The 24,488-nt window shown below is 59.1% G+C and carries 15 protein-coding genes and 1 riboswitch; of the genes, 13 read left to right on the forward strand and 2 right to left on the reverse strand.

The genetic code is table 11. The features are described 5' to 3' along the window. Positions 1-738 precede the first annotated feature (738 nt). The gene (locus DQG13_RS12580; RefSeq protein WP_146767146.1) at positions 739-966 is read right to left on the reverse strand and encodes a hypothetical protein; all 228 of its coding nucleotides are present in this window, start codon (positions 964-966) and stop codon (positions 739-741) included. 220 nt (positions 967-1,186) lie between these two features. Between DQG13_RS12580 and DQG13_RS12585 the strand changes: the two genes are divergently transcribed. The 13 genes from DQG13_RS12585 to DQG13_RS12645 all read left to right on the forward strand — a co-directional run bounded on the left by DQG13_RS12585 (position 1,187) and on the right by DQG13_RS12645 (position 21,728). Continuing rightward, entirely contained in the window at positions 1,187-2,065 is an 879-nt protein-coding gene (locus tag DQG13_RS12585) for an ABC transporter permease (protein WP_258525660.1), read from the forward strand. After that, on the forward strand, positions 2,065-2,934 hold the full coding sequence (locus DQG13_RS12590; RefSeq protein ID WP_113020119.1) for a carbohydrate ABC transporter permease: 870 nt from the start codon (positions 2,065-2,067) through the stop codon (positions 2,932-2,934). The genes DQG13_RS12585 and DQG13_RS12590 overlap by 1 nt, the downstream gene beginning before the upstream one ends. A 99-nt stretch (positions 2,935-3,033) precedes the next feature. Then, on the forward strand, positions 3,034-4,578 hold the full coding sequence (locus tag DQG13_RS12595; protein WP_113020120.1) for an extracellular solute-binding protein: 1,545 nt from the start codon (positions 3,034-3,036) through the stop codon (positions 4,576-4,578). A gap of 39 nt (positions 4,579-4,617) precedes the next feature. Beyond that, positions 4,618-5,958 (forward strand): Gfo/Idh/MocA family protein, encoded by a 1,341-nt coding sequence (locus tag DQG13_RS12600; protein WP_113020202.1) that lies wholly within the window; start codon positions 4,618-4,620, stop codon positions 5,956-5,958. Continuing rightward, entirely contained in the window at positions 5,955-8,174 is a 2,220-nt protein-coding gene (locus tag DQG13_RS12605) for a glycoside hydrolase family 88/105 protein (RefSeq protein WP_113020121.1), read from the forward strand. The genes DQG13_RS12600 and DQG13_RS12605 overlap by 4 nt, the downstream gene beginning before the upstream one ends. Positions 8,175-8,386: 212 nt before the next feature. Further along, the gene (locus DQG13_RS12610) at positions 8,387-10,687 is read left to right on the forward strand and encodes a helix-turn-helix domain-containing protein (protein WP_113020122.1); all 2,301 of its coding nucleotides are present in this window, start codon (positions 8,387-8,389) and stop codon (positions 10,685-10,687) included. A 43-nt stretch (positions 10,688-10,730) separates the two neighbouring features. Continuing rightward, positions 10,731-12,779: a glycoside hydrolase family 65 gene (locus DQG13_RS12615; protein WP_113020123.1), complete on the forward strand. Its 2,049-nt coding sequence runs from the start codon at positions 10,731-10,733 to the stop codon at positions 12,777-12,779. A gap of 174 nt (positions 12,780-12,953) precedes the next feature. Further along, positions 12,954-14,090 carry an oligogalacturonate lyase family protein gene (locus DQG13_RS12620; protein WP_113020124.1) on the forward strand — a complete coding sequence of 379 codons (1,137 nt, stop codon included), beginning with the start codon at positions 12,954-12,956 and terminating at the stop codon, positions 14,088-14,090. Between the two features lie 341 nt (positions 14,091-14,431). Next, positions 14,432-15,586, forward strand: a complete 1,155-nt coding sequence (locus DQG13_RS12625; protein WP_397333964.1) for a glycoside hydrolase family 88/105 protein — start codon at positions 14,432-14,434, stop codon at positions 15,584-15,586. Beyond that, positions 15,579-18,050: a glycosyl hydrolase family 95 catalytic domain-containing protein gene (locus tag DQG13_RS12630; protein ID WP_113020126.1), complete on the forward strand. Its 2,472-nt coding sequence runs from the start codon at positions 15,579-15,581 to the stop codon at positions 18,048-18,050. Before DQG13_RS12625 ends, DQG13_RS12630 begins: the two co-directional genes overlap by 8 nt. A gap of 375 nt (positions 18,051-18,425) precedes the next feature. After that, positions 18,426-19,496 carry a M23 family metallopeptidase gene (locus DQG13_RS12635; RefSeq protein WP_113020127.1) on the forward strand — a complete coding sequence of 357 codons (1,071 nt, stop codon included), beginning with the start codon at positions 18,426-18,428 and terminating at the stop codon, positions 19,494-19,496. Then, positions 19,489-20,403 carry a M50 family metallopeptidase gene (locus tag DQG13_RS12640; RefSeq protein WP_258525647.1) on the forward strand — a complete coding sequence of 305 codons (915 nt, stop codon included), beginning with the start codon at positions 19,489-19,491 and terminating at the stop codon, positions 20,401-20,403. Before DQG13_RS12635 ends, DQG13_RS12640 begins: the two co-directional genes overlap by 8 nt. Positions 20,404-20,474: 71 nt before the next feature. Next, on the forward strand, positions 20,475-21,728 hold the full coding sequence (locus DQG13_RS12645) for an Rne/Rng family ribonuclease (protein ID WP_258525648.1): 1,254 nt from the start codon (positions 20,475-20,477) through the stop codon (positions 21,726-21,728). Between the two features lie 373 nt (positions 21,729-22,101). On the opposite strand, the gene DQG13_RS12650 is transcribed toward DQG13_RS12645, so the two are convergent. Next, entirely contained in the window at positions 22,102-23,859 is a 1,758-nt protein-coding gene (locus tag DQG13_RS12650) for a transposase (protein WP_113020129.1), read from the reverse strand. 355 nt (positions 23,860-24,214) lie between these two features. Next, a riboswitch (TPP riboswitch) is annotated at positions 24,215-24,327 on the forward strand. Positions 24,328-24,488 lie beyond the last annotated feature (161 nt).

Genomic DNA, 24,488 nt, shown 5'->3' on the forward strand with positions numbered 1-24,488 from the left:
TAGGCAGCGGCGGGGAGCAGGCAACGGTGGGGAACGGGTGTACGGTGTAAAGCCAGGCCCTTTCCGGTGACCCGTCGGTCGGCATATAGTGTTTACGATACGTATAGTTGTCCAACACATGCCCCTATAGGTTTCTAACGGGGTTATGCTGCGGTTTTGTCTCTTCACAGTAGACGTTTTGTGAATTTTGTCTTTCATAAGGTGGACATGAGCAGAATAGCTCTCTCCTCCCCTACTTTGCACATCAAACACAATATACGGGAAACGGGCGCTGCTCAACCCCTATATATGGACATATACTCCGGAGCGGCCTCTATAGCCGCAATGTCCACTTTCCAGCGGACACTCGGGCGGGTTTTGTCCTTCTGACGCGCACAAAATCTGGAGATGAGACCCCGGATACGAAAACCCGGATACGAGACTCCGGTTTTGCGCTCCCTCTGCCTTGGCCTAATGCAATTATCCTGCGACTGTGGGAAGCGGATGGGAAGCGACCCGGCTTCCTGACAAACGCAGGTTGGTTGCAAAGGAGCCTGACCGACGATTATCCTCGACACAGTTGGGCGGACAGAGAATCCGTTATTTGGCTTCAGAAGGCATGGAATCCCCCGCTTTTTCTGATTTAACGGATCGTGAGTCCGCGGGAGCCAACCCGGCCGGATTCCTTTTTCCCGCGAAGAGACGCGCCCTCCATAGAATCAACCGATCCTCCATCGCATCAACTGATTCTCCATTTGCTCATGGCGCTGTCCGTGCGGAAGCTGTTGCGAAGCCGGAGGCATACAGATGCGCCAATCCCATTCCCCCACCGGTTCCGCCCGCCATCCGCTCCAGCCCCCGCATACCGCACCTGCCCCGCCATCCGCTCCAGCCCCCGCATACCGCACCTGCCCCGCCATCCGCTCCAGCCCCTGCATACCGCACCTGCCCCGCCAGCCAGCCGTCTCCCCCCATGTACCCGACCAACCAATCCCGCTGCCTCCGCTCTTATCTGCCAAATCACGTTTTGGCTCATTCAGGCGAGGAATGCACTATTGTCCCCAGGATGCCGCAGCAGGTAAGATGACGCTACATAAAGCAAAGGAGGTTCGCGGCAGTGGCACAAGTCTACAGCGGAATGGAGCAGAACGCCCCGCAATCAGCCGCCGTCAAAACCAAATCCCGTGAAAACCGCTACTTCACCAATATGCGGAAGCATTGGATGCTCTATTTGATGGCGCTGCCCGGCGTGCTGTATTTTATCATCTTCAAATATGTGCCCCTGGGGGGCAGCATGATCGCCTTCCAGAACTATCAGATTATGAAAGGGATTTTTGGCAGCCCGTGGATCGGCTTCGACAACTTCACCTTTCTCTTCACGTATCAGGATTTTTACAACGTGCTGCGGAACACGGCTGTAATCGCTTTCTACAAGCTGCTCTTCGGCTTCCCCGCTCCCATTATTCTGGCGGTGCTGTTCAATGAAGTCCGGCACATGCTGGCCAAACGGGTGATGCAGAGCCTGTTTTACCTGCCCCATTTCCTGTCCTGGGTGGTGGTTGGGGGCATCGTGTTCGAACTGCTTTCCAACAAAGGCGTGGTCAACATGTTCCGGGGATGGATGGGCTTGGATTCGATTCTCTTCATGCAGCAGGAGCGTTTCTTCCGCCCCATCGTGGTGCTGTCCGGCATCTGGAAGGAGGTAGGCTGGGGAACCATTATCTATTTGGCGGCGATTACCGGCATTAATCCGAACCTCTATGAGGCAGCCGTGATGGACGGCGCCAACCGCTGGAAGCAGACGATTCATATTACACTGCCTACCATGTTCCCCACCATATTGACCCTGTTCCTGCTGAATATCGGCAATTTCCTGGAGCTGGGCTTCGATCAAGTCTACAATCTGCTGACGCCCATGACCTATGCGGTAGGCGACATCATTGAAACCTACGTGTACCGGGCAGGGGTTCTGCAAGGCCAATACAGCGTTACAACAGCCATCGGCTTATTCCAATCGGTCATCGGGTTTGCCCTCCTGTGGATCTTCAACCGGCTGGCCCGAAAAACAGAACAGGGGTTATGGTGATGAAGCAAACAAGCGGAGAAAAAATCTTTCAGTCGTTCAACTATCTGTTTCTGGCCTTGGCATCGGCCACCATGCTGTTCCCGCTGCTGAACCTGCTGGCCGTGTCCTTCAGCTCTCCCATTGCCGCCGATTCCAAAAAGGTGTTCCTGTTTCCGGTGGAATTCACCACCGCATCCTGGGGGCGGATTCTCCACAACGGGGGACTGTGGACCTCCTTCGGCGTAACCATTTATATTACTGTGCTGGGGACCCTTCTGAGCATGCTGTTTTCGGTCATTATGGCGTATCCTCTCTCCCGCAAGGAGTTTCTGGTCCGCAAGCACATTATGTTCGGCATCATCATCACCATGATTTTCAATGCGCCGATGATCCCTTTTTTCCTGGTGATCCGCGAAATGGGCTTGATGAACTCCCTGTGGGCCCTGCTCCTGCCGGGGCTCATCAGCACCTTCAACATGATCATTATCCGCACCTTCTTCATGGGCATTCCCGGCGAGCTGGACGATTCCGCGCGGATGGACGGCTGCACCGACGCCGGCATCCTGTTCCGCATCTATCTGCCGTTGTCCAAACCGGTGCTGGCTACGGTCAGCCTGTTCTATGCGGTGGGGTACTGGAACACCTTCCAGCGGGCGGTGCTGTTTATCCGGGACCCGGACAAATGGCCGCTCCAGATGAAGCTCCGGGCTTATCTGACCTCGCCGGAGGAGCTGGCTTCCGCCAACCTGCTGGCGGGCGACTATGATTTCAACACCACTACCTTGAAAGCGGCTACGATTTTATTCGCCACCGTACCGATTATTCTGGTGTATCCGTATTTGCAAAAATATTTCGTCAAAGGCACCATGCTGGGTTCCCTGAAGGAGTAGGGTTTGCCCGGCGGCGGCCCGCAGCACCGATATTAGGCCGGATACGGCTTGATATACATTCCCCAAAGCAGGTTCATTTGAAAAAGGGAGGATTTATACATGACAAAATGTTGGTTTGGCAAAACCGTGCAGCTGACCGGCTTGGCTTCGCTCTTGGCAGTAACGGCGCTGGCCGGATGCGCAGGCAAGGAAAAGGCGTCCGAGGATGCGGGCGCGGCGGCCCAAAGCGGCAAAAGCGTGCAGGTCAAGGTCTTTAAGAGCCACATGGGCGTAGGCACCATCCCCGACGCCAACAATCCCCATGTGAAATATGTGGAGGAGAAAACAGGGGTGCAGTACCAGCTGATGACCACCCCGCCGGGCTCCGAACCTACGGAATATCTGAACCTGATGATCGCTTCCGCGGACATGCCGGATATTCTGCGCCCCATTGGAGGCATCGAGCAGACTCTGATCAAGCAGGGTGGCGCCCTTGCGCTGGATGAGCTTTTGCCCAAATATGCGCCCAACGTATGGAAGAACATCCCCAAGGAGGCGTGGGATGTTGTCCGCTCCGCTTCATCGGACGGCAAAATTTATTATGTGCCCAAGGTATTCCTGGTGCCCGAACGGGCGCCGATGATCCGCAAGGACTGGCTGGACAAGGTAGGTCTGCCGCTGCCGAAGACGACAGCGGAATACAAGGAAGTGCTGAAGGCCTTCCGGGACAAGGACCCCAACGGCAACGGGAAGCAGGATGAGCTGCCTACCTCGGGCAGGGAATACGGCAAGTGGATGGATCATCTGTTCGCCATGTACGGCGTGGCCATGTGGGAAGGAAACCCGGAGTGGGATGAGTACAATGGCCAAATCCAGTATGCCGGCGTTACGTCCAACATGAAGGCCGCCATCGGATTTATCCGCGAGCTGTATGCGGAGAAGCTGCTGGACAACGAGACCTTCCTGAACAAGGGGGATGTGTGGCAGGCCAAAATCAACAACAATCTGGTAGGCAGCTGGTACCATCTTCCCGCCAACCTCCGCGACCGCTACACCGCCATGCAGAAGGGGGCCCCCAACGCCTATGTGGTGGGTATGCCTTTGCCCAAGGCGGAAGGCTTCCAGGGGTATGTAACCCAGAAGAGCATGGGGGAGCCGGAATGGATCATCCCCACCTCGGCCAAAGACAAGGCAGAGGCATCGCTGAAGCTGCTGGACTTCTTCTATGACACCAATAACGCCGAATTTACCCGTTTTGGCATAGAGGGCTTGCAGCATCAGGTTGTGGACGGCAAGAAGGTATTGCTCCCGGCAGAGGACAGCCGTCCCTTGGCTCTGGGCATGCGCAACCTGACCACCAAGGAGGATATGGACATCCGGATCAAGGAGACCATTCCGGAAAGCATGCAGAAGATGGTGTCCGATGTTTTTGTGGTGAGCACCGCGGATGCCCGCCGCATTGCCGGAGACGGACTGCCCAATACCGTATACGAAGGCTTCCCGGACATTCAGTCCCACAAGCTGTTCCAGGAATATCTCACCAAGATTGTCATCGGGGAATGGCCCATGGAGAAATTCGATGAATTTGTGGACCGGTGGAAGAAGGCCGGCGGCGACACCGTCACCAAGCGGGTTCAGGAATGGTATGCCAAAGTAAAGAAATAACACATATTTTCCAATATGAGGAAAGGAATGGGCAATGTCATGAAAAAAAGATACGCCATCTGCGGCGTCAGCGGCCGGGCTTTGGGCATGTTCGCCAAGCCTATCTGGAGCACCTTCGCCGGAACCTGCGAAATTGTGGGGCTTTTGGATGTGGACCCCATGCGGTTTGAGACCTACCGAAGCCGGTTTCCCGAACATGCGGATATCAATACCTACGGGGAAGCGGAATTCGACAGGATGGTGGACGAAACCCGCCCGGATTGCATCATTGTCGCAGGCCGGGACGATACCCATGCCCGGTACATCATTGCCGCGCTGGAGCGGGATCTGGATGTGATTACAGAGAAGCCCATGGTGACCACCGGCGAGGATTGCCGCCGGGTGATGGAGGCGGAGAAGGCCAGCAAGGGCAAGGTGACGGTAACCTTCAACTACCGCTACGGGCCTGTCCATACGAAGATTAAAGAGATTGTGGCCGGCGGCAGGCTGGGCCGGATCACCTCCGTGGACCTCAACTGGTATCTGGACACCTTCCACGGCTCCAGCTACTTCAAGCGCTGGAACCGGCAGCGGGAGCTGTCCGGCGGACTGTCCGTGCACAAGAGCACCCACCATTTTGACCTGGTGAACTGGTGGTTGGGCCAGAAGCCGGTGGAGGTGTTCGCGTACGGGGCGCTGAACTACTACGGCGCGGAGGGGGAGGCCAATCCCAAGAAGGAGGATGGGCGGTTCTGCGGCATCTGCGACTATACCGACCAGTGCGGTTATTACTCCCGCTGGAATTCCCGCAGCAAGAATATCCGCGTCCCGGACGACCATCTCGGCTCCCTGGAAGCGGTCAAAAACGTCTTCCCCTTTTCCGAATACCGTCCCGACCGCTGCATCTTCGATTCGGACATCCAGATTGAAGACACCTATACAGCCGCTATCCGTTATAACGGAGGCGCCCTGCTCAGCTATTCCGTCAACTTCTCCCTGCCGTATGAGGGCTACCGGCTGGCCATCAACGGCACCAAGGGCCGCCTGGAAACGGTGGAATACCATATGCCTGCCAGGACGCCGTTTCCGACGCCGGTGCAGACCATCGATTATTTCCCGCTGTTCGGCTCCAAGGAAACCATCCATGTGGTGCACCGGGAAGGCGGCCACGGCGGCGGCGACCCGCTCCTGATCGAGGATTTGTTCCTGGGCGAGGATCTGAACCGCCCGTACCGCATTTTGTCCGGGGCGGAGGACGGCGCTTATTCCGTTGCCACCGGGGAGGCCGTATGGCGTTCCGTAAAGGAGCACCGCCCCATTACCATTGAAGAGGTGCTGGGCGGCAGCTCATCTCCAGAACCGGCGTTAAGCGCGGCGGGGGAAGGAGCGGCCGGAAAATGAACCCATACTTCGATGCCCGGGAGAGTATGGCGGCGCAAAGCGCAGGCACCGACATCCCCCATGTGCTGGAGACCATGGCCCAGCGTTATATCGGGGCCAATCCGCCCCATGGTCCCGTCTATCGTGTGACGCGGAAATCCCCCATCCGCAAGCTGCCCAATCACATGTACGGATTTCCGCTGGAGGAGATGTTCCCTTCCATGCGGGAGGGCCAGCTTGTGTATGCCTGGGCCAAACTGTGGTGCGGAGAGCCCGAGGAGTTTATCCTCCACCTTCGTCCCTTTGGCCCGGTGCGGTTGTACCACAACGCAGAGCGGCGCTTCGGCTCCTCGTCCGAGGAGGAATCCGCCGGCCTGCAGCCGCTCAAGCTGAAGGTGAACCTGGTGAAGGGCTGGAACCATTTTGTGCTGGAGCTGGGCAAAAACAGCGCCGGAGGCGCAGGAGCCGAATTCGGCACCGGCAACCGCAAGAACAAACCCCTGCATTTCCTCGCTCCTTCCCTTGAGCGGGAGGGAGAAGAGGGCTGGATCTATACGGAGCCTCTGGACCGGCCTCCGAGCCGCATCCCGGCTGCCGCCGGGCCGGAAGCGGGTTTGAAGTGGCTGCCGCAGCGCGCCGCCGCTCCTGCTCTCCGGGATTCCCCAGGGGTGGCGGAGGCTGGCGGTGGACAGGACGCAAGCCCCTGTCCCCTTGACTTTCTGTACGGGCGGCGTCCGGGATTGGCGGCGTATGCCTGGACCAGGCTGGTGAATCCGGGGATTCAGCCTGCCCGGATTGCCCTTGCGGGAACCTCCGGCGGCCCCCTGGAGCTGGAGTGGAATGGCGCTGCGGTATATACATCCCGGGAGGCGGGCCGGTTTTCCCTGGAGCTGGAGGCGGCTCCCGGCAGCGGAGACTTGGTGGCCCGCAGCACATGCGGGGAGCAGGGCTGGGGCTTTACGCTCCGGCTCCTGACACCGGAGGCGGAGCTTACGCAGCCCTGCCGGGTTCACGGCTATGCGGGCCAATGGCTTTATCTGGGCCCGTTTGCCCAGGAGGCGGTTCCCGGCGGAGTTAGCCCGTACCTAGGCCTGGATACGGTGGCTCCCGGCGCGGACGGCCCTTGCTTCTGGCTGGCCGGCGAACCCGGCGCCCATGTGCGGCCGTTCCTGGAGAATGAGCTGTTCGGCCGCTGGAATTATCCCCTTGGCGTGACCCTGTTTGGCCTTCTGGAGGCATCCAGGCAGCTGCGCCGCCCGGACCTGGCGGATTACGCGGTCCGGCATGTGGAATTTGCCGCCTCCACCTATGCCTATTCCCTTTGGGACAGGGAGCGGTTCGGGGCTGCCGGATTGAACAACCAGCTCTCCCATGTGGATAGTCTGGACGATTGCGGCTCCTTCGGAGCTCTGTCCATTCTGGCCTCCCGGGTCCGGCCGATCAAGGGGGTGGAGCAGGCGGCGGACGATATCGCCCGCTACATCATGGAGGAGCAGGACCGGCTGCCGGACGGAGCGCTGTACCGCAAGGCCGGCGTATCCGTCAGCATGCGCAACACCATGTGGTGCGACGACATGTACATGAGCGTTCCCTTCCTGTGCCGTTATGCGGAGCTTTCCGGCGACCCGGCCTATGTGGATGAAGCCGCCAGACAGCTTCTGCTGTACAAGAAGTACCTGTATATGCCGGAGCGGCAGATCATGAGCCATGTGTTCAATGTGTCCGAGGGCCGCCAATCCGGTACGGCGTGGGGCAGGGGCAACGGCTGGGTGTTCTTCTCCCTGGCGGTGCTCCTGGCGGTACTGCCTGCGGGGCACCGGGATTATCCGGCAGTGATGGCCTTCTACCGGGAGCTGGCGGAAGGGTATCTCCGGCTCCAAGGCCGTCACGGGCTGTGGCATCAGGTGCTTGTGGATCACGAATCCTACGAGGAATCCTCCTGCACCTCCATGTTCATGTACGGCTTTGCCCTGGGTGTCCGGCATGGCTGGCTGACAGAGCCGGAGGCTTATGCCCGGGCGGTGCTGAAGGGCTGGCAGGGCTTGTGCAGCCGGGCCATCGACAGGCAAGGCAATCTGTACGGGGTTTGCAAGGGCTCCAGCTGGTCCCATTCCCATGCTTACTACAAGCATGAGCTGGGCTGGAATCTCAACGACACCCACGGCATCGGCATTGTGCTCTTGGCCGGCATCGAGACGGAGCGGATGAGAGAGCATCTGCGCAGCAGCCGGGAGTAAGGCCTGCCGCCGGGGGTAAGGCTTCCCTGGCACCCTCCGGCCTCCCCGCCGGTGAGGCTGGGGCGGGGCAAGAGCCTTGCCGATGCGATTGCCCAGTGTGAGCCGGGCGGTCCGGCCTCCCCTTGCGGGGGCCGAAGGCCAAGGAGCGTGTTCACGGGTGCGCGGCCGCGTTATAATGAGAAGAGCATCCTGAATATAAGGTGGGCTTAACCGTGACACAATCCTTCACGAATTGGCTGAAAAGCAACTTCGCCCATTCCCAGGCACGGCTCGTGCTGGTGCAGACCGCAATCGTTTTCATCATCATTCTGGCAGTCAGCCTTACCTCCTACTATACCTCCAAATCGGTGCTCCAGGAGGAGCTCAGCGAGCCCCAGCGGCAGATGCTGCAGATGAATATGAATGTGATCGACGAATCCATCAAGGAGAGCGACAAGGTGGCTGTCCAGGTGGCGGTGAACAGCCGGATTTATGAGTTTTTGACCGCAGAGGTGCAGAATTCGTTCACCAACATTTCCGAGCTGTACCAGCTTTTGTCCACCCTGATCAGCAATTCCAGGTATGTGAAAAGCATCTATGTATATGATTTGAACAGGGAGAGCTTCATTGCCCTGCCCCAGGGCTACAGCTCCAGCAGGCTGACCTTCGTGGACTCGGAATGGGTCAGCGTCCAGCATGAATTCGGCGACCGCCTGACCCTCATCAAGAAGCGCCAGGTGCCCGAAGGGGCCGGGAGCAAGGGTTCGGAAATGACCCTGTTCCGCAAGATTATGATCCAGGGGCAGTTCAGGGGGATTGTCGCCGTCAATCTGAAAAGCGACGAGCTTTTTGCCCGGCTGACCCCTCCGGTCCTGAACAATCTCAACCGGATGCGCTACATTATGAACCAGCAGGATGAAGTGCTGTATTCCGCCTCCAACTACCAGGTGGACCAGGAGGCCATCCGCGAGGGCATCCGGGAGATATCTGTGGACGGCACCTACGAAATGCCCTACCAGGGGCGCAAGCTTCTGGTGAACCAGCTGGAGTCCCCGGAAACCGGCTGGCGCTTCGTCTCCATCATTGAGCAGGACAGTCTGCTGGCCAAGTCCAAGAAGGTCCGGGACGCCGTGCTCCTGGTTTCTCTGGCGGCGATTGTCATCGGGCTGGCCACGATCTTTAGCATCAATGCCGCTGCCTACCGTCCCGTGCGCAGGCTCAAGCAACTATTCAATACTTACGGCGGCCAAGGCCGCAGGAACGGCAATCCCGATGGAATCGATTTGGAAAAGCTGGCCGGGGAGCTCCTGAGCAATCATGCCCACCTGGCCCAGCTGATCCGGGAAACCATGTCGGAGGCCTCCTCCAAGCTGCTGTACGACATTTATATGGGCAATTTGACCGGCAAACGGGATATCCGGGAAAAATGGGGGCGCTATTTTGAGGACTGGTCGGAGGCTCCGGTGACGGTTGCCATCCTCTCCATTGACCGGTATGAGGAATTCGAGCGGACCTTTCCTGCCGAGGACCGGTCGCTGCTGAAATTCGCCCTGGCCAATATTGCCGCCGAGCTGTCCGAACCCCAGTGGCGGATCGTCTGCGCCGACTTCGGCACTGACAAAACCGCCATCCTTCTTCAGCCCAAACATCCCGAGGCGGAAACAAAACCGGAAAGCATTCTGGCGGAGGCGGTCGAAGTTACCTCCCGGCTGCTGAAGTTCAGCGTATCCGCCGGAATCAGCACCCCCCAGACGGATGTCACCCGGCTGCGCCAGGGAATGCTGGAGGCCGAAAACGCCCTGACCTACCGGCTGTACCAGGGCTATGGCCAGGTTATCCCCTTCCGGGAGGTATCCGGGCATGAAGTGATGGAGCCCCTCTGCGACGGGGAGACTCTGGGGGAGCTGATCCGCGCCATCCAGGCCGGGGAGACGGAGGCTTCGGCGGCGGCTGTGGACCGGCTGGCGGATTCCATCCGTTCCCGCTACGGGTATCCGACGGCTGCCGCTGCCCTTTTGCAGGAGGCTGCGGAACGGATTGAGGAACTGCGTCCCGCATCCCAGGATTCCCCGTCCGGCGGCCATGGCTTGGAGCGCTTCGATACGCTGCGGCTGGAGGATATCCAGAGTGAACTGGCCAACCGGGCCGTGCTGATGGCGGAGGGCTTCCAGAGGCTGATTGCCAGCAAGGATTTTATCCTCTGCCACCGGATGATCGATTACATGAAGCAGCATCTGGGAGAGCCTATCGGCATTCCCGAGATTGCCGAATCCATCGAGATCAGCGGCAGCCTGGCCAGCCAGATATTCAAGCAGGAAACCGGCGAAACCATCTACAATTATTTGACCCAATTGCGCATGGACCGGGCGGCGGAGCTTCTGCTCAAGACGGACTGCAAAATTTCCGATATCGCCCAGCAGGTGGGCTACCAGCATGAAAACAGCTTTATCCGCAGCTTTCGCAAATACAAAGACATCACCCCCGGCAAATACCGGGATATGATGCGAATCCGGACGGACGCCTTGCTGGAGTAGAGCTCCGGTCGGGCGTTTCCGGCTTCGGCCACAAGGAGGAGCCATGGACAGACGCAAGATCGTAGAACGGCATCAGCCGGAATTGAAAAATTGGGACCCGCTGTCCCCGTTCACAGTAGGCAATGGGGAATTTGCCTTCAGTGCCGATATTACCGGGCTGCAGACCTTCCCGGAAAGCTATGAGGTGCCGCTGGGCACCCAATCCAACTGGGGCTGGCATTTTACCGGCGGCCGCAGCAGGTTTACGGGAGAGGATGCGGAGCTGCAGCTGTTCGATACCCACGGACGGATGGTGGGGTATCCCATGAAGCCGGGGAATAAGCCGGAGGCGTATCACTGGCTCCGCCAGAACCCCCACAGGCTGCAGTTGGGCCGTTTGTCCTTCCGCCTGCTTCTGGAATCCGGTGAGGAGGCCTGCCCCGGGGATATCTCGGATATCCGCCAGCGGATGGACCTGTGGACGGGAATTCTCCATAGCGAGTTTAAGGTGCAGGGAGTTCCGGTGAGTGTGGATACGGCCTGTCATCCCCGGTTGGATAACATCGGGGTCCGTGTACGCTCGCCGTTGGTCGCCGCCGGACGGCTCCATATTTTCCTGCGTTTCCCGGCTCCGGACATGACCCATACCGCCTGGGCCAAGGCTGTGGACCTGGATTGGGAGCATGACGACAGACATACGACGCTGCTGCTGGAAAAAGGGGCTGCGGAAGCCCGCATCGGCCGGATTATGGATGAGGACAGCTACGAGGTCAGGCTGGAGTGGAATGCAGGCCGGCTGGAGCAGACCGGGATTCATGAGGTGACGCTTTTGCCGGAAGGGGACGGGGAGATGCTGGAGCTGTCCGCGGCCTTCGGCCCTGTTAAGCCGGACCTGGCCCCCGTTGCCGATATTGAAGCCGGAAGCCGCCGCCATTGGGAGGACTTCTGGCAAAGCGGGGCTGCCGTGGACTTCTCGGGAAGCACCGATCCCCGGGCCTTCGAGCTGGAGCGCCGGGTGGTCCTGTCCCAGTTTCTGTGCGCGCTGCACAGCGGCGGCTCTCTGCCGCCCCAGGAGACGGGGCTGATGTACAACAGCTGGTTCGGCAAGGCCCATCTGGAGATGCATTGGTGGCATGGGGCCCATTTTCCCCTGTGGGGCCGGGAGAATCTTCTGCTGAAAAGCATGGACTGGTATACCCGTGTGCTCCCCATTGCCCGTGAGCTGGCGGAGTCTCAAGGGTATGAAGGGGCCCGCTGGCCCAAGATGGTGGGCTTTGACGGCAAACCTTGCCCGTCCCCGGTGGCTCCGGGGCTGATCTGGCAGCAGCCCCATCCCATGACCATGGCGGAACTGATCTATAAAGCGGACCCGTCGGAGGGGACGCTGGAGCGGTTCCGGGAGCTTGTATTCGCCTCCGCCGATTTTATGGTCTCCTACGCCCATCTGAATGAGGAGACTAGAGCTTACGAGCTGGGGCCTCCGCTGATCCCGGCGCAGGAATGCCATCCCTTGCACAGCAGCAAGAACCCGCCCTATGAGCTGGAATACTGGAAATACGGGCTGGAGATCGCCATTCGCTGGGCGGAGCGTTTGGGCTTGGCTGCGGACCCGCGGTGGGCAGAGGTAGCGGCGGCGATGGCTCCTCCTCCCCAGGCGGACGGGGTGTATCTGGCCCATGCTCTTTGCGGGGATACCTTTACCGCCAAGAACCGGGATCATCCCTCCATGCTGGGGGCTTTGGGCATTCTTCCCGGGACCATGGTCGACCGCGGGGTGATGCGGAATACTCTGCTGAAGGTGAAGGCGGTATGGATGTGGGATTCGGCCTGGGGCTGGGACTTCCCCATGTGCGCCATGACGGCGGCGCGGCTGGGGGAGGGGGATTTGGCGGTGGATTTTCTTTTGATGGATGCGGTCAAAAACACCTACCTGGTCAACGGCCACAATTACCAGCGTCCCGGCCTCTCCGCCTATCTGCCCGGCAACGGCGGCCTGCTGACGGCCGTCGCCATGATGGCCTGCGGCTGGAGCGATGCTCCGGGACATAACCCCGGCTTCCCGCAAGACGGCAGCTGGACGGTGAAGTGGGAGGGCCTGAAGCCCTTGATGTAGCCCATGCCAGCCTCCGGAGAAGCAGAAAGCCCGGCCTGCCCCGTCCGACGGCCTGCCGGAGCAATAAAGTGCAAACGCGGAAAATTTGTCTAATTGTCCCCTTGGCGGCAGAGGTGTACAGTAGGGGCGAACTCTCAAAACCAATAAACGAATATATCCGGGAGGAATCCGATTATGGGCAAGGGAACCGTATGGCCAAGTGAAATGAAAACAGCCGTTGACCGGCTGACAGGGATAGAGGTAAAGCAGCTGACAGATTACAAAACCCACAGCCACCATCTTTATTTTACCGAAAACGGGTGGTATGACGGCGAAGCGCGGCTATTGTTCATTTCCGACAGGGGAAACAGCACGAACCTGTTCAGCCTGCATGTGGCCAGCGGGGAAATGACGCAGCTGACGGATTACCCGGACAACAACGCCCTGGATGCGTGCTTGCTCCCCGATGAGCGGGCGGCCATTGTGAAGCTGAAGCGCCGTCTGATCCGGCTGGATTTGCAGACACTGGAGGAAAAGCTGCTGTATGAGGCACCGGCGGGCTACCAGTTGGGCAATGCCAGCGCCACCGCCGACAGCCGCTATGTGCTGACCTGCGTGCAGGAGGATCTGTCCTCCAAAATCCGGCTGGACCTGGGCAATGGCTATGTGGGCCACCGGGAATTGATGGAGGCCGCTCCCCACAGCAGAATTGTCCGCATTGAGGCGGATAGCGGCGAGGTAGAGCAGGTGTATGAGGACAGAAGCTTCATCACCCATATCAACGCCTCCACCACAGAGCCGTGGCTCATGACCTTCTGCCATGAAGGACCCTGGCATTTGGTGGACCACCGCATCTGGGGACTGGACCTGCGCACCGGCCAGGCCTGGAAAATCCGCGAGCGGCTGGAGCCGCTGGAGATGGTGGGCCATGAGTTCTTTTTCCCCGATGGAGTTACGGTAGGGTACCATGGCTTCCGGGCCGACGGCACCAACTTCTTCGGCAATATCCGCTATGACAACACGGGCATGGAGGAAACGGACTTCTCCTTCGATACCTGGCACGGCTATGCCGACGGGCTGGGGCAGGCGGTGGTGGACGGCAAGGGCGAGGTGAAGACCCTCTCCATCTGGCGCAAAAAAGGCGATGTGTACGAAGGCCCCCGAACCCTCTGCGAGCTGCGCTGCAGCTTCCATTCCCAGAAGGTCCACGCCCATCCGCGTTTTGACGCCAAGGGCAAGCGGCTTTTGTTCACCAGCGACAAAAACGGCTATGCCAACCTGTATCTGGTGGATATTCCCGAGGATTTGTCCGTATTGCCGCTGATGGAATAGCCCGGCTGGCTCCTTCCGGAGCCAAGTTTGACGTCCCGGCCCCGGTTCCTCCGGTGGCGGGCCGGGCGGACAGAGGTGGGCTATCGGGCAGACAGAGGATGCGCTACCGGGCGGACAGAGGATACGCTATTTGACGGAAAACCCGTGTTTTTTCTTGTTGGCGGACAGTGGTTCCGTTATGCAGGGGAAAAGTGGGGGTTTGGGAGCTGTAAAGTCAAAATAGAGGATCGTCAGTCCGCGAAAAGCGCAAAAGCAGGCAATTTCGCAAAATAACGGATCGTCAGTCCGGGTACATTGGGCGGGCGGACACGGCTTTAAAAACTCAAACCGGAAAAAGGAGTATGATGATGCAGGCTGAAGCTAACGCGGTACAGACCAAGCCATTCTCTGTGCGGGTGGCCGATACGATTCTCTCCAAGGCCCAGGACGGGTACCATCCCGGCATTGCCAACAAATGGGGCTATGTGGCGGGCATGGCGCTGACGGCCTTGACCCGGACCGGCGATTGGGCGGGAGACTCCAAGTACCATGATTTTGTCAAGCGGCATATGGATGTGTTTATCCCCGAGGATGGCGCTATCAAGGGCTACTCCCTGAACGAATACAATTTGGATCACATCAACAAAGGCAAGAACCTGCTGCGGCTGTGGCGGGAAACGGGGGAAGCGCGGTATGAGAAGGCTGCCCGGCTATTGGCCGCCCAGCTCGCCGGACAGCCCCGCACCTCCGAGGGCGGCTTCTGGCACAAGAAGATTTATCCTTTCCAAATGTGGCTGGACGGCCTGTACATGTCCTCCCCCTTTATGGCCGAATATGGGGCGACCTTCGGAGAAGAGGGTTGGTTCGACGAGACTGCCCACCAATTGCTTCTGATTGAGCGCCATACCCGCAATCCGCAGACAGGTCTGCTGCATCACGCCTGGGATGAATCCGGCGAGCAGCGCTGGTGCGACGGCAGCACAGGCCGTTCCCGGCATGTATGGAGCCGGGCTATGGGCTGGTATGCCATGGCGATGGCGGATGCGCTGGAGTTTTTCCCGGTGCTGCATCCGAAGCGGGGGCAGCTGATGGGCATCTTCGAGCGGTTTGCCGAAGCGGCGCTGCGGGTCCAGGACCGGGAGAGCGGCCTGTGGTATCAGGTGATGGACTGCAACGCCCGGGAGGGCAATTACCTGGAGGCCTCCGGCTCCTGCATGCTCACCTATGCCCTGGCCAAAGGCTTGCGCCTGGGTTACCTGTCCGGTATCGACAGGAAAGCGGTGGAACGGGCTTTTGCGGGCATCCGCAATCATTTTGTCACAGAGGATGCGGAGGGTGTGCATCTTCACAGCATTTGCCACGGGGCAGGATTGGGCGGCCGCAGATACCGGGACGGCTCCTACGCCTATTATTTAAGCGAGGCCGTGGTCAGCGATTCGTTGATGGGCGTGGCCCCGCTTTTGCTGGCCAGTGTAGAGCTGGAGCGGCTGGCGGAGACGGAGACAAAAGATGCGTGAATCCTCAGAGGAGCGGTTTGCCGATAAGCTCATCATGAGCTATCCGGCCTCCTGGTGGGGCAATATGTGGCGGGAGGCGCTGCCCTCCGGCAATGGGGTGCTGGGGGCGTCCGTGTTCGGAGGCGTTCAGGAGGAGACGGTGCTCCTTAATCATGCGGCCCTTTGGCATTGGGGGCAAAAGGATGAGCTCCCGGATGTGAGCGGCATTCTGCCCAAAACCCGGAAGCTGATGGATGAAAAGCGGTATCTGGAGGCAAGCTGGCTCCTGGCCAATGCCTTGAAGGAAAAGGGCTACGGGACCAAGCTGGCCTCCCGCTTCCCGCTGGCGGCCCTTCGCCTTGAGATGCCTTGCGATCAGGCGTTCAAGGGCTACCGCCGCATCCTCCGGATGAATACCGGGGAGGTGGAGGTTAGCTGGAGGGACGGCGGCCGGAGCTTCAGGCGGCGGTTGTTTGTCTCCCGGGCCGATGATGCCGTGGTGTACGCTATCGACGGAGGCTGCGGCTGCAACGGGGTTTCCGGCCGGTTGGGGCTGATGCTCCATGCCAGCGACCGTTTCGGCGACACCCCGGAGTTTAAGGCGCTGGAGCAGACGGTGGAAACGGGGGCGGAGGGCGGCTTCGCTTGGTATGCGGCCCAAAATGATGACGGAACCGATTTTGGCGCTGTGCTCCGGGTAATCCCGGAGGGCGGCCGCCTGGAGGCGGAGGAGGGTTTTGTCCGGTTTGCGGAAGCGGAGCGGGTGCTGGTGGTGGTCAAGGTTTTTGTACAGGGGGACCGCCGGAGGGAGCTTGGAAGATTGAAGGGGGAGTTGGCCGGGCTTGCAGCGGATGTGGCATATGAGCGGCTGCTGGAGCGGCATACCGCCCTCCACACCCCTCTTTACCGCTCGGTGTCTCTGGAGCTGGATGACGGCAGTGGGGAGGAGCAGTTGGCCCTGTCCAACGAGCGGCTGCTGCTGGAGGCTTACGAAGGGGAAGCGCCCCTTGCGCTGGTGCAGAAGCTCTGGTCCTTCGGACGCTACCTGTTCATAAGCGGCACCTCGGCTGATCCGCAGGCCCAGCCCTTCGGGCTTTATGGCCTGTGGGCCGGGGACTACCGGCTGATGTGGAGCCACAATATGGCCAATGAGAACGTCCAGATGATGTATTGGCACGCCCATACCGGCGGATTGGGCAGCTTGACGGAGGCTTTGTTTCGCTATTATGAGGGGCTGCTGGATGACTTCCGCAGCAACGCCCGCAAGCTGTACGGCTGCCGGGGCATCTATATTCCCGCAGGTACTGCCCCGGGTATCGGCTCGCCCAACCAAATTGTGCCGGTGATTCTCAACTGGACAGGAGCAGCCGGATGGCTGGCCCGCCATTACGCCGAGTATTGCCGGTATACCGGCGACCTGGAGTTTCTGCGGGAAAAGGCGATGCCGTTTATGCGGGAGGCGCTGGCGTTTTACCAGGATTTTCTGGTGATCGATGAAAATGGCGAATACAAGCTGTACCCGTCCGTTTCGCCGGAAAATACCCCGCTCAACTACATGCCCGCCGACGGCAAGCCCCTTGCCCATCCCATGCCTACTACCATCAACGCCACCATGGAGGTGGCGATTCTGAAGGAGCTGCTGCGGCAGCTCATGGAAGGAAGCCGGGCGTTGGGCGGGGACCCTGGGGAAATCGGGGAATGGAGCGCCATGCTGGAGCGGCTGCCCGCCTACCGGGTCAATGGGGACGGCGCAGTCTGCGAATGGATTCACCCCGATTTCGATGACCGGTACACTCACCGTCACCTGTCCCATCTGTATCCGGTGTTTCCCGGACATGAGGTGACCCGGGAGCATGATCCGGGGCTGTTCGGGGCCTTTGAATTAGCGGTGCAAAAGCGGGAAATCGGCGCCCAAAGCGGCTGGTCCCTGGCCCATATGGCGGCGGTATATGCCCGGTTGGGCGACGGGAACCGCTCGCTGGAATGCCTGGACCTGCTTGTCCGGGCCAGTCTGCTGCCCAACCTGTTTACTCTGCACAACGATTGGCGCGGGATGGGCGTCTCCATGAATATGCCCGCTGCCCCTGTGCAACTGGATGCCAACCTGGGGCTGGTGAATGCGGTGCAGGAGATGCTGCTTCAGGTGTCCCCGGGTTTGGTCAAGCTGCTGCCCGCCCTCCCTGAGCGCTGGAAGCGGGGGAAGCTGGCGGACTGGCGCTTCCATACCGGCCGGGTAAGCATGGAATGGGACCGGGAGGCGGGATGGCTCCGCGCCGAGTTTACCGCCGACCGGGACACGCAGGTGGTGGTCCGGCTGCCGGATTGGGCGGCAAAGGCAGGTTTGGCGCCAGCGTCCGGGGCAGAGCTTGTTGCATCGAACGCCGGGGAGGCGTTTGCCTCCTCTACGCTGGGAGATTCCTGCTATCACCTGCGGCTAACCTCCGGCTCTCCCCCCTTGGCCATCGCCGCTTCCCGTTCTTGCTAGTCCATATCAGCACCGCCGTTTCGGCTTTACCAGCCGGGACGGCGGTTTTTCTGCTTCGGCAGCTGTTGCCGGAATCACGGAGCAGCTGAATTGCAACGCGGCGGACCGTGGTTCCGTTAATATGCGGAAAACCGGCGTTTTTTGGTGTGAGCAGCATCGGCTCCCGCGAGCGTCACCGAGGCTTGCACACCGGCGTCACCCCCGGCTTTCCCCATCAGCGCTGCTGCTGCCAGCTTCTCTTTTCCCGCTCCGCCCTTGTTTTCATAATGGCCCGGGGACAGGCATAGGATGAATTAAAGGGTTAGACAAGGGACAAGGTTTTGCAGTGATCTGCATGTATATACGGGGGAAGATTTTAGAAGGAGGGCGAAGCAGGTGGAGGTTAAAGCCAATGTGCAGAGAAGGCGGCAAAGCCGGCTGAGGGAGCTGCAGAGCCGCAGCCAGGGACAGGCCGGCGGAGTGCAAGCCGACAGAGTACAAGCCGACAGAGTACAAGCCGATGGAGTGCCTGCCGGCGGTGTCCTTGCGACCGTGGCGGGAGAGCGGGTTGCGTCTGCAGAAAGACAGGCAGGGCCGCTGCAGCCCGAACAGAGAGAGGGGTTGCCTGTTTCCGCCGGCGAGAGCGTGCGGAGCGGCAGGGAGGCGCATCCCGGCTTGCCGTTATATATACGGGGTCAGCAGGAAAGGGATCATGGAGGCGATCCGGAGCTTGTCTGGAAGGAACGGCAAAAGCAGCTGATGGCCTGGTATGCGGAGGAGGAGCGGAACGGTCCTGGCGGCGATTTTTATGCGGGAAAAGGCGAAGGGGATGACGGGCATTCTCCGGGTCGCGGCCCTTTTTTCAAGCTGTTCCGGGCGAAGCTGGTGTTGGCCGGGATACTTTTTGCGGGAGTGTGGGGGATGTTCCAGCTGAATACCGGCTGGACTCAGGATGCCCAGGCTGTGGTGAGGAAAGCTCTGACCCGCGAAATGGACTTCAGCCAGGCGGCTGCCTGGTACGAGAAAACCTTCAGCGGCGCTCCCTCCTTTCTGCCTGCCTTCGGGGAGCGGCAGAATGCGGTAAAGGTGCAGGCTCCCGGGCAGGCCTCGTTATTGGTGCAGCCGGTGCGGGGAACCGTGATCAAGCCTTTTTCCGCCAATCAGGAGGGGATCTGGCTGGCCGTCAAGCCCGACGCCCAGGTGGCGGCGATGGACCAGGGCAGGGTGGAATTCGCCGGCCAAAAAGAGGGCTACGGCTATCTGGTGATGATCCGCCATTCCGACGGGCTCCGGGCGTCCTACGGCGGGCTGCGTCCCGCCCAATGGCAAACCGGGGATTGGGTCAAGGCGGGAGAGGTTATCGGCAAGGCCCTGGCGGAGGAAGAAAGCTCCTCAGCCAATGTGTACCTGGCGGTTATGAAGGATGAGCGCTTCATAAATCCGCTGGATGTGGTTACCTTTGATTAAATGGGGAGGCGTGGAATACCGGCTTCATCCGCTGTTCCTCATCCTGATGCTGTTCTCCGTCTGGACGGGCTACTTTGCGGAAATGCTGACTTTGTTCGGAGTGGTAACCATCCATGAGCTGGGCCATGTTGCCGCCGCCCGGGCCTACGGCTGGAGGATCAGGCGGGTTCAGCTGCTTCCCTTCGGCGGGGTGGCCGAAATGGAAGAATCCGCCAATGTTCCGGCAAAGGAAGAGATGGTGGTGGCGCTGTGCGGTCCGCTGCAGAATGTGTGGATGGCTGTTTTTGCCGCCGCCATGCTGGAATGGGGTCCGGGCCAAACGGCGGATTATTGGGCGTATTTTCTCCAGGCGAACCTGATGATCGGACTGTTTAATCTGCTGCCGGTTCTTCCGCTGGACGGGGGAAAGCTGGTGCTGGGAGCCTTCAGCTATCTGTTTTCATACCATCGGGTGTTGTCCGCCGTTTTGCATACCAGTCTGCTGCTGTCTCTCTGCATGGTGATTGCGGCCTTGGCCCGCTACGCGGCGGGAGGCGTTCACTTGAATCTCTTGGCTATCGGGCTATTTCTTTTTTTCAGCAATTGGTACAGCATCAAGCATTTGCCCTATCAGTTCTTCCGGTTCCTGATCAGCCGGGAGGCAAGCTGCAGCCGGATGAAGCAGGCCGGCCAGCCTCCCCATATGCTGGTGGTGCCCTATGATCAGGAGCCCGTCCAGGTGCTGCGGCGCTTCAAGCGGGAGCGGCATCATCTCCTGTATATTGTGGACCGGGCAGGAGATGTGCTTCAGATCTGTCCCGAGGACAGGCTGCTCCGGGCCTATCTGTCCCGGGTTTCCGGCCCTCCCGGAAGCCGTGGGGGAAACGGAGCGGGGCGCAAGCGCGGCAAGGGGGAAAAAATCGGTTAGTGTGGACCCTATCCTCTTTGTGCTACAATAAATTCATAGTCTCTTTTCCAGGCAATGAGGTGAATAGTGTATTGAAAAGGATAGTGGTTCGTTATGAGTCCGGCGCCAGCTCCGTTGCCTTGATGGAGGACGGGAGGCTGGCCGAGTTTTTCGTGGAGCAGCCGGCGGAGGGGGAACGGGCCGGCAATATCTACAAGGGCAGAGTCGTGAATGTGCTGCCGGGCATGCAGGCGGCGTTTGTGGATATCGGATTGCGCAAGAATGCGTTTCTCTATATTGATGATTTGCTTCCGGTTCACCTGGAGAAAAAGCCCAAGGTCAAACCCTCCATTACCGAGCTGGTGCGGGAGGGCCAGGAAATTCTGGTGCAGGTGCGCAAGGAGCCACTGGGCACCAAGGGCGCCCGGGTGACCACCCATTTCACCTTGCCCGGCCGTTGGCTGGTGCTTTTGCCCCATGCGGATTATGTGGCTGTTTCCCGCAAGATCGAGTCGGAGCCGGAGCGGACCCGGCTGAAGCAGATCGGCATGCAGATCAAACCCCCGGGGGACGGGATTATTATCCGTACCGTGGCCGAGAATGAATGCCAGGAGTCGCTGCAAAAGGATATGGCCATCTTAGGCGATATTTGGGCCGGGCTTGAGCGCCGCGCCGCCGTTGCCGAAGCGCCTGCCCTTCTGTACCGGGATCTGGGCATGATCCCCCGGCTTGTCCGGGACCTGTTCTCCGATTCCGTGGAGGAGCTGGTGATTGACGACGGGCGCTCGGCCAACGAGATCGGCGCCCAGATTTGCGCCATGGCCCCGGAGCTGCAGGACCGGGTGAAGGTTTATGAGGGGCCGGAGCCGGTGCTTCAGCATTACGGGATTGAGGAGCAGCTGGAGCGGGCGTACCGGCGCAAGATTTGGCTGGAGAACGGGGCCTATCTGGTGATTGATCCCACGGAGGCCTTGACGGTGATCGATGTGAATACGGGCAAGTACACCGGGACGGTGGATCTGGAGCAGACGGTATTCGAAACGAATATGGAGGCGGCGGAGGAGATCGCGCGGCTCCTGCGGCTCCGCGACATGGGCGGCATGGTCATTGTCGATTTCATTGATATGGCGGAGGAGCGGCACCGGCGGCTGGTGACGGACAAGCTGGAGACCTGCATGAAGAAGGACCGGACCAAGGTGCAGGTGGTGGGCTGGACCAAGCTGGGTCTGGTGGAAATTACCCGCAAGAAGGTCCGGCCGGCGCTGGACGAGCTGTTGACCGAATCCTGCTCCCATTGCGGAGGAACGGGGCGCGCGCCCATCAAGCATAGGCCCGGCCATGCGTAGGCAGTGTTGGGGGGAAGGTCTTCCTTGGCGGGGGATTCCGGTGAAGAGGAGTCTGCCATTTCTACCGGCACAGGGCATGGTTCGCGGTTCGGAGAAATGATAGCGGACCGCAAATGTTCACTATGGGAGCAAACTGCCCGAACGATTGGGAAATAGCAACATAAAATGTCTGCTAATCCGTCTAAAATGCCCATTTGGAGGCGAAACGGGGGGAATAGCAGACATTTTATGAGGCTGTCGATTAACTTTGCTTGGGGATAACCCCTAACGATTTCAAATTTATTTCATGGGATTTGGTAATATGTGGGTGGGTATTTTCGTTCTATGGGGCGTTTTTGAGGTGCTCGAGGGTGGGGGACCCTTCGTTTTTCAATTAAGTGGGACGACGAATAAACCCCGGTTTGGGGTGTATGAGCTGCCTGACGGTGTATTTTAAGTTCGTGACGATCGCAGCCAAGGTAGCCTTGATCCCGAGCGGCCGCTTTCCCTTCGTCCGGGGTTTCCCCAGCCCACCGGGATTTTTCAACGCCTGGTTGACCCGTTCCACCACGGTACGCGTTTTGTACCGTTCCTGTCCTTCCTCGCTGGTAAAGGCGGTGTTCGCTTTTTGGTACAGATCGTGGTAATCACTCCGGAATACGGTCCGTCCTCCTTTGGCTGTGGTGCAGGCCTCCCGTTGCGGACAGGCGGCGCAAGCGTGTTTGCTAAACCCGTATTGTTTGCCCTGCGTATCGTGGCTTCGGCTTTGGCGCACGCTCTCGTGTCCCTCCGGGCAGCGGTAGGTGTCTCGCTCCGGGTCGTACTGAAAATGAGAAGCGTCCCACAATCCTTTGGGTTGGTTAGAGGCCGGAACAGGAGCATGCACCTGTACGACATCCTGCAACTGCTGGCGGATGGAACCCGATCCATACGCGCTGTCTCCTAAAAGCCAGTCCGGACCATAGCCGAGCAGCTCCACGATCTCCTTGACCAGGTCCACCGCCGCTTGACTGTCATGCTCGGAAGCGGGGATGACCCGGACGTTCAGCACGACGCCTTGACTCGAGCAGAGGTTTTGGATTTTGTAGCCAAGCAGAGTCAAGGCTCCCTTCTTGCCGATGCGCGCCTCCGGGTCGTCGAGGCTAATGATCTTAAAGGGGCGACGTTGAAACGGAATTTTGACGTAGTCGACCGATACGGGTTGCTCCTGGACCGCAGATGGCGCTGAAGAACCTGACGACTTCCCCGTTTCCACGACAACCTCCGACTCCGTGGCCAGCAGAGGGGAAGAGGGGACGTCGGCAGAAGGAGAAGATCTCTCCTCCGAACGAGAAGGAGGCGGAGGAGCATCATCGGGCGGAGAAGGCAAACTGGTATCTTGAAGAACTTGGATCAGCAGCGCCTGCAATTCCAGGGAACGCAGTTGAGCATCCGGACGGGACCAGGCCCAAAAGAGGGGAGCCACCAGCGGACTCTCGAACCAATTCAGCAACGCATAAGCCTGGACCACCTGCTGGCTGAAAGCGACCATACGCTGGACAGAGGAGGCATCCTTGGGAATGGAAATGATCCGTTGGTCGGAAGGGAACTGCTGGTCAAGTAGGGCGTGCAAGGTGGGATGAAATCGCTCCAGATGGCGAACCAGCCGAAGAATACCTTGTTGGATCAAGGGCAGAGCGCCATGAAAAGCGACGGAGCTGGCAGAAGGAAACGAGTCGATGATCCATTGTTCGCCCTTGTCGCCCCAAAGACCCAATTGGTGCATCTGAGCCAGAATATACAGATGGCAGGAATGGAACAAAGACAGTCCCATGCGATCGCGGTCCAACGCAATGGTACTGTGATCAAAGCCAAAGAATTCTACCGGCAAGCCGAGGAAACGTTTGATAAACAAGTCGCCGATAACTTTCTCTTCCACACCGCGGTCGGTGAGATGGTAGTAGGCCTGAACCAAATGAATCTTGAGCTTCAGAGAAGGAGCATAGGGACGGGGACCGCGGCCCGAATAGAGGAAGGAGAACAGGGAATCGGCAAACGAGAAGTCGATTTTAGAGCCTACTTGGCTCCAAAAGGGATGATCAGGGAGCTTGGAATAGACGAGAATGTCGGTAAAAGATAATTGGTTAAAGGATTTATAAGTAATGGTGGACACCGAGGATCACTCCGGGAATAAGGATACCTCAATTATACCACGAAAAGAGGAGAAAGTGGGAGTAAAGTGATGATTATGTGAAGAAAACAAGCGAATTCGACAACGAATGATGGTAGCAGGGAAGGCTGCCAACCGAGACTTATCCCCGGCCAAGAGAATTAATCGACAGCCTCATTTTATGTACGCTAAATGGGCTAAAAAAACACCAGCGGCTGAATAGCAGACATTTTATGGCGCTTACATGGTTGTGCGAGGTTGTGCGGCGTTTTTCTCCCGTTTTTCCCGGCACGGCTGTTGGGAAGAGGCAATTCCAATTGCCAATTTGGCGCCTATCCGGTATAGTGGATGTAACTGAATACATGTTTACGGGGGCTGGATGGAGTCCGGCTGAGATTGGAACCGATAATTGTTCCTGACCGTTAATCTGAACCAGGTAATGCTGGCGTAGAGAATACAACGAAACCATGCCCTTCGTCTATTCTCGGAGGGCTTTTTCTTGCGCCGGAAGCTATTTTTGGGAGCAAAAGGGGGCGTACATATGGAGAATCGGGAAGCGCGGCGACAGGCGCGGATGCCTGGTCCGGCGCAGCAAGGGAAGGTGGGAGAGCGGACATCTGGCCCGGCGGAGC

Source organism: Paenibacillus sp. YN15 (genome assembly GCF_003285005.1).
In the GTDB taxonomy this organism is placed as follows: domain Bacteria; phylum Bacillota; class Bacilli; order Paenibacillales; family NBRC-103111; genus Paenibacillus_AR.

Coding starts and splice junctions, on each gene's coding strand:
- DQG13_RS12630 (WP_113020126.1), top strand. CDS start 15,579: ATGCGTGAATCCTCAGAGGAGCGGTTTGCCGATAAGCTCATCATGAGC.
- DQG13_RS12620 (WP_113020124.1), top strand. CDS start 12,954: ATGGGCAAGGGAACCGTATGGCCAAGTGAAATGAAAACAGCCGTTGAC.
- DQG13_RS12605 (WP_113020121.1), top strand. CDS start 5,955: ATGAACCCATACTTCGATGCCCGGGAGAGTATGGCGGCGCAAAGCGCA.
- DQG13_RS12625 (WP_397333964.1), top strand. CDS start 14,432: ATGATGATGCAGGCTGAAGCTAACGCGGTACAGACCAAGCCATTCTCT.
- DQG13_RS12590 (WP_113020119.1), top strand. CDS start 2,065: ATGAAGCAAACAAGCGGAGAAAAAATCTTTCAGTCGTTCAACTATCTG.
- DQG13_RS12600 (WP_113020202.1), top strand. CDS start 4,618: ATGAAAAAAAGATACGCCATCTGCGGCGTCAGCGGCCGGGCTTTGGGC.
- DQG13_RS12615 (WP_113020123.1), top strand. CDS start 10,731: ATGGACAGACGCAAGATCGTAGAACGGCATCAGCCGGAATTGAAAAAT.
- DQG13_RS12595 (WP_113020120.1), top strand. CDS start 3,034: ATGACAAAATGTTGGTTTGGCAAAACCGTGCAGCTGACCGGCTTGGCT.
- DQG13_RS12585 (WP_258525660.1), top strand. CDS start 1,187: ATGCGGAAGCATTGGATGCTCTATTTGATGGCGCTGCCCGGCGTGCTG.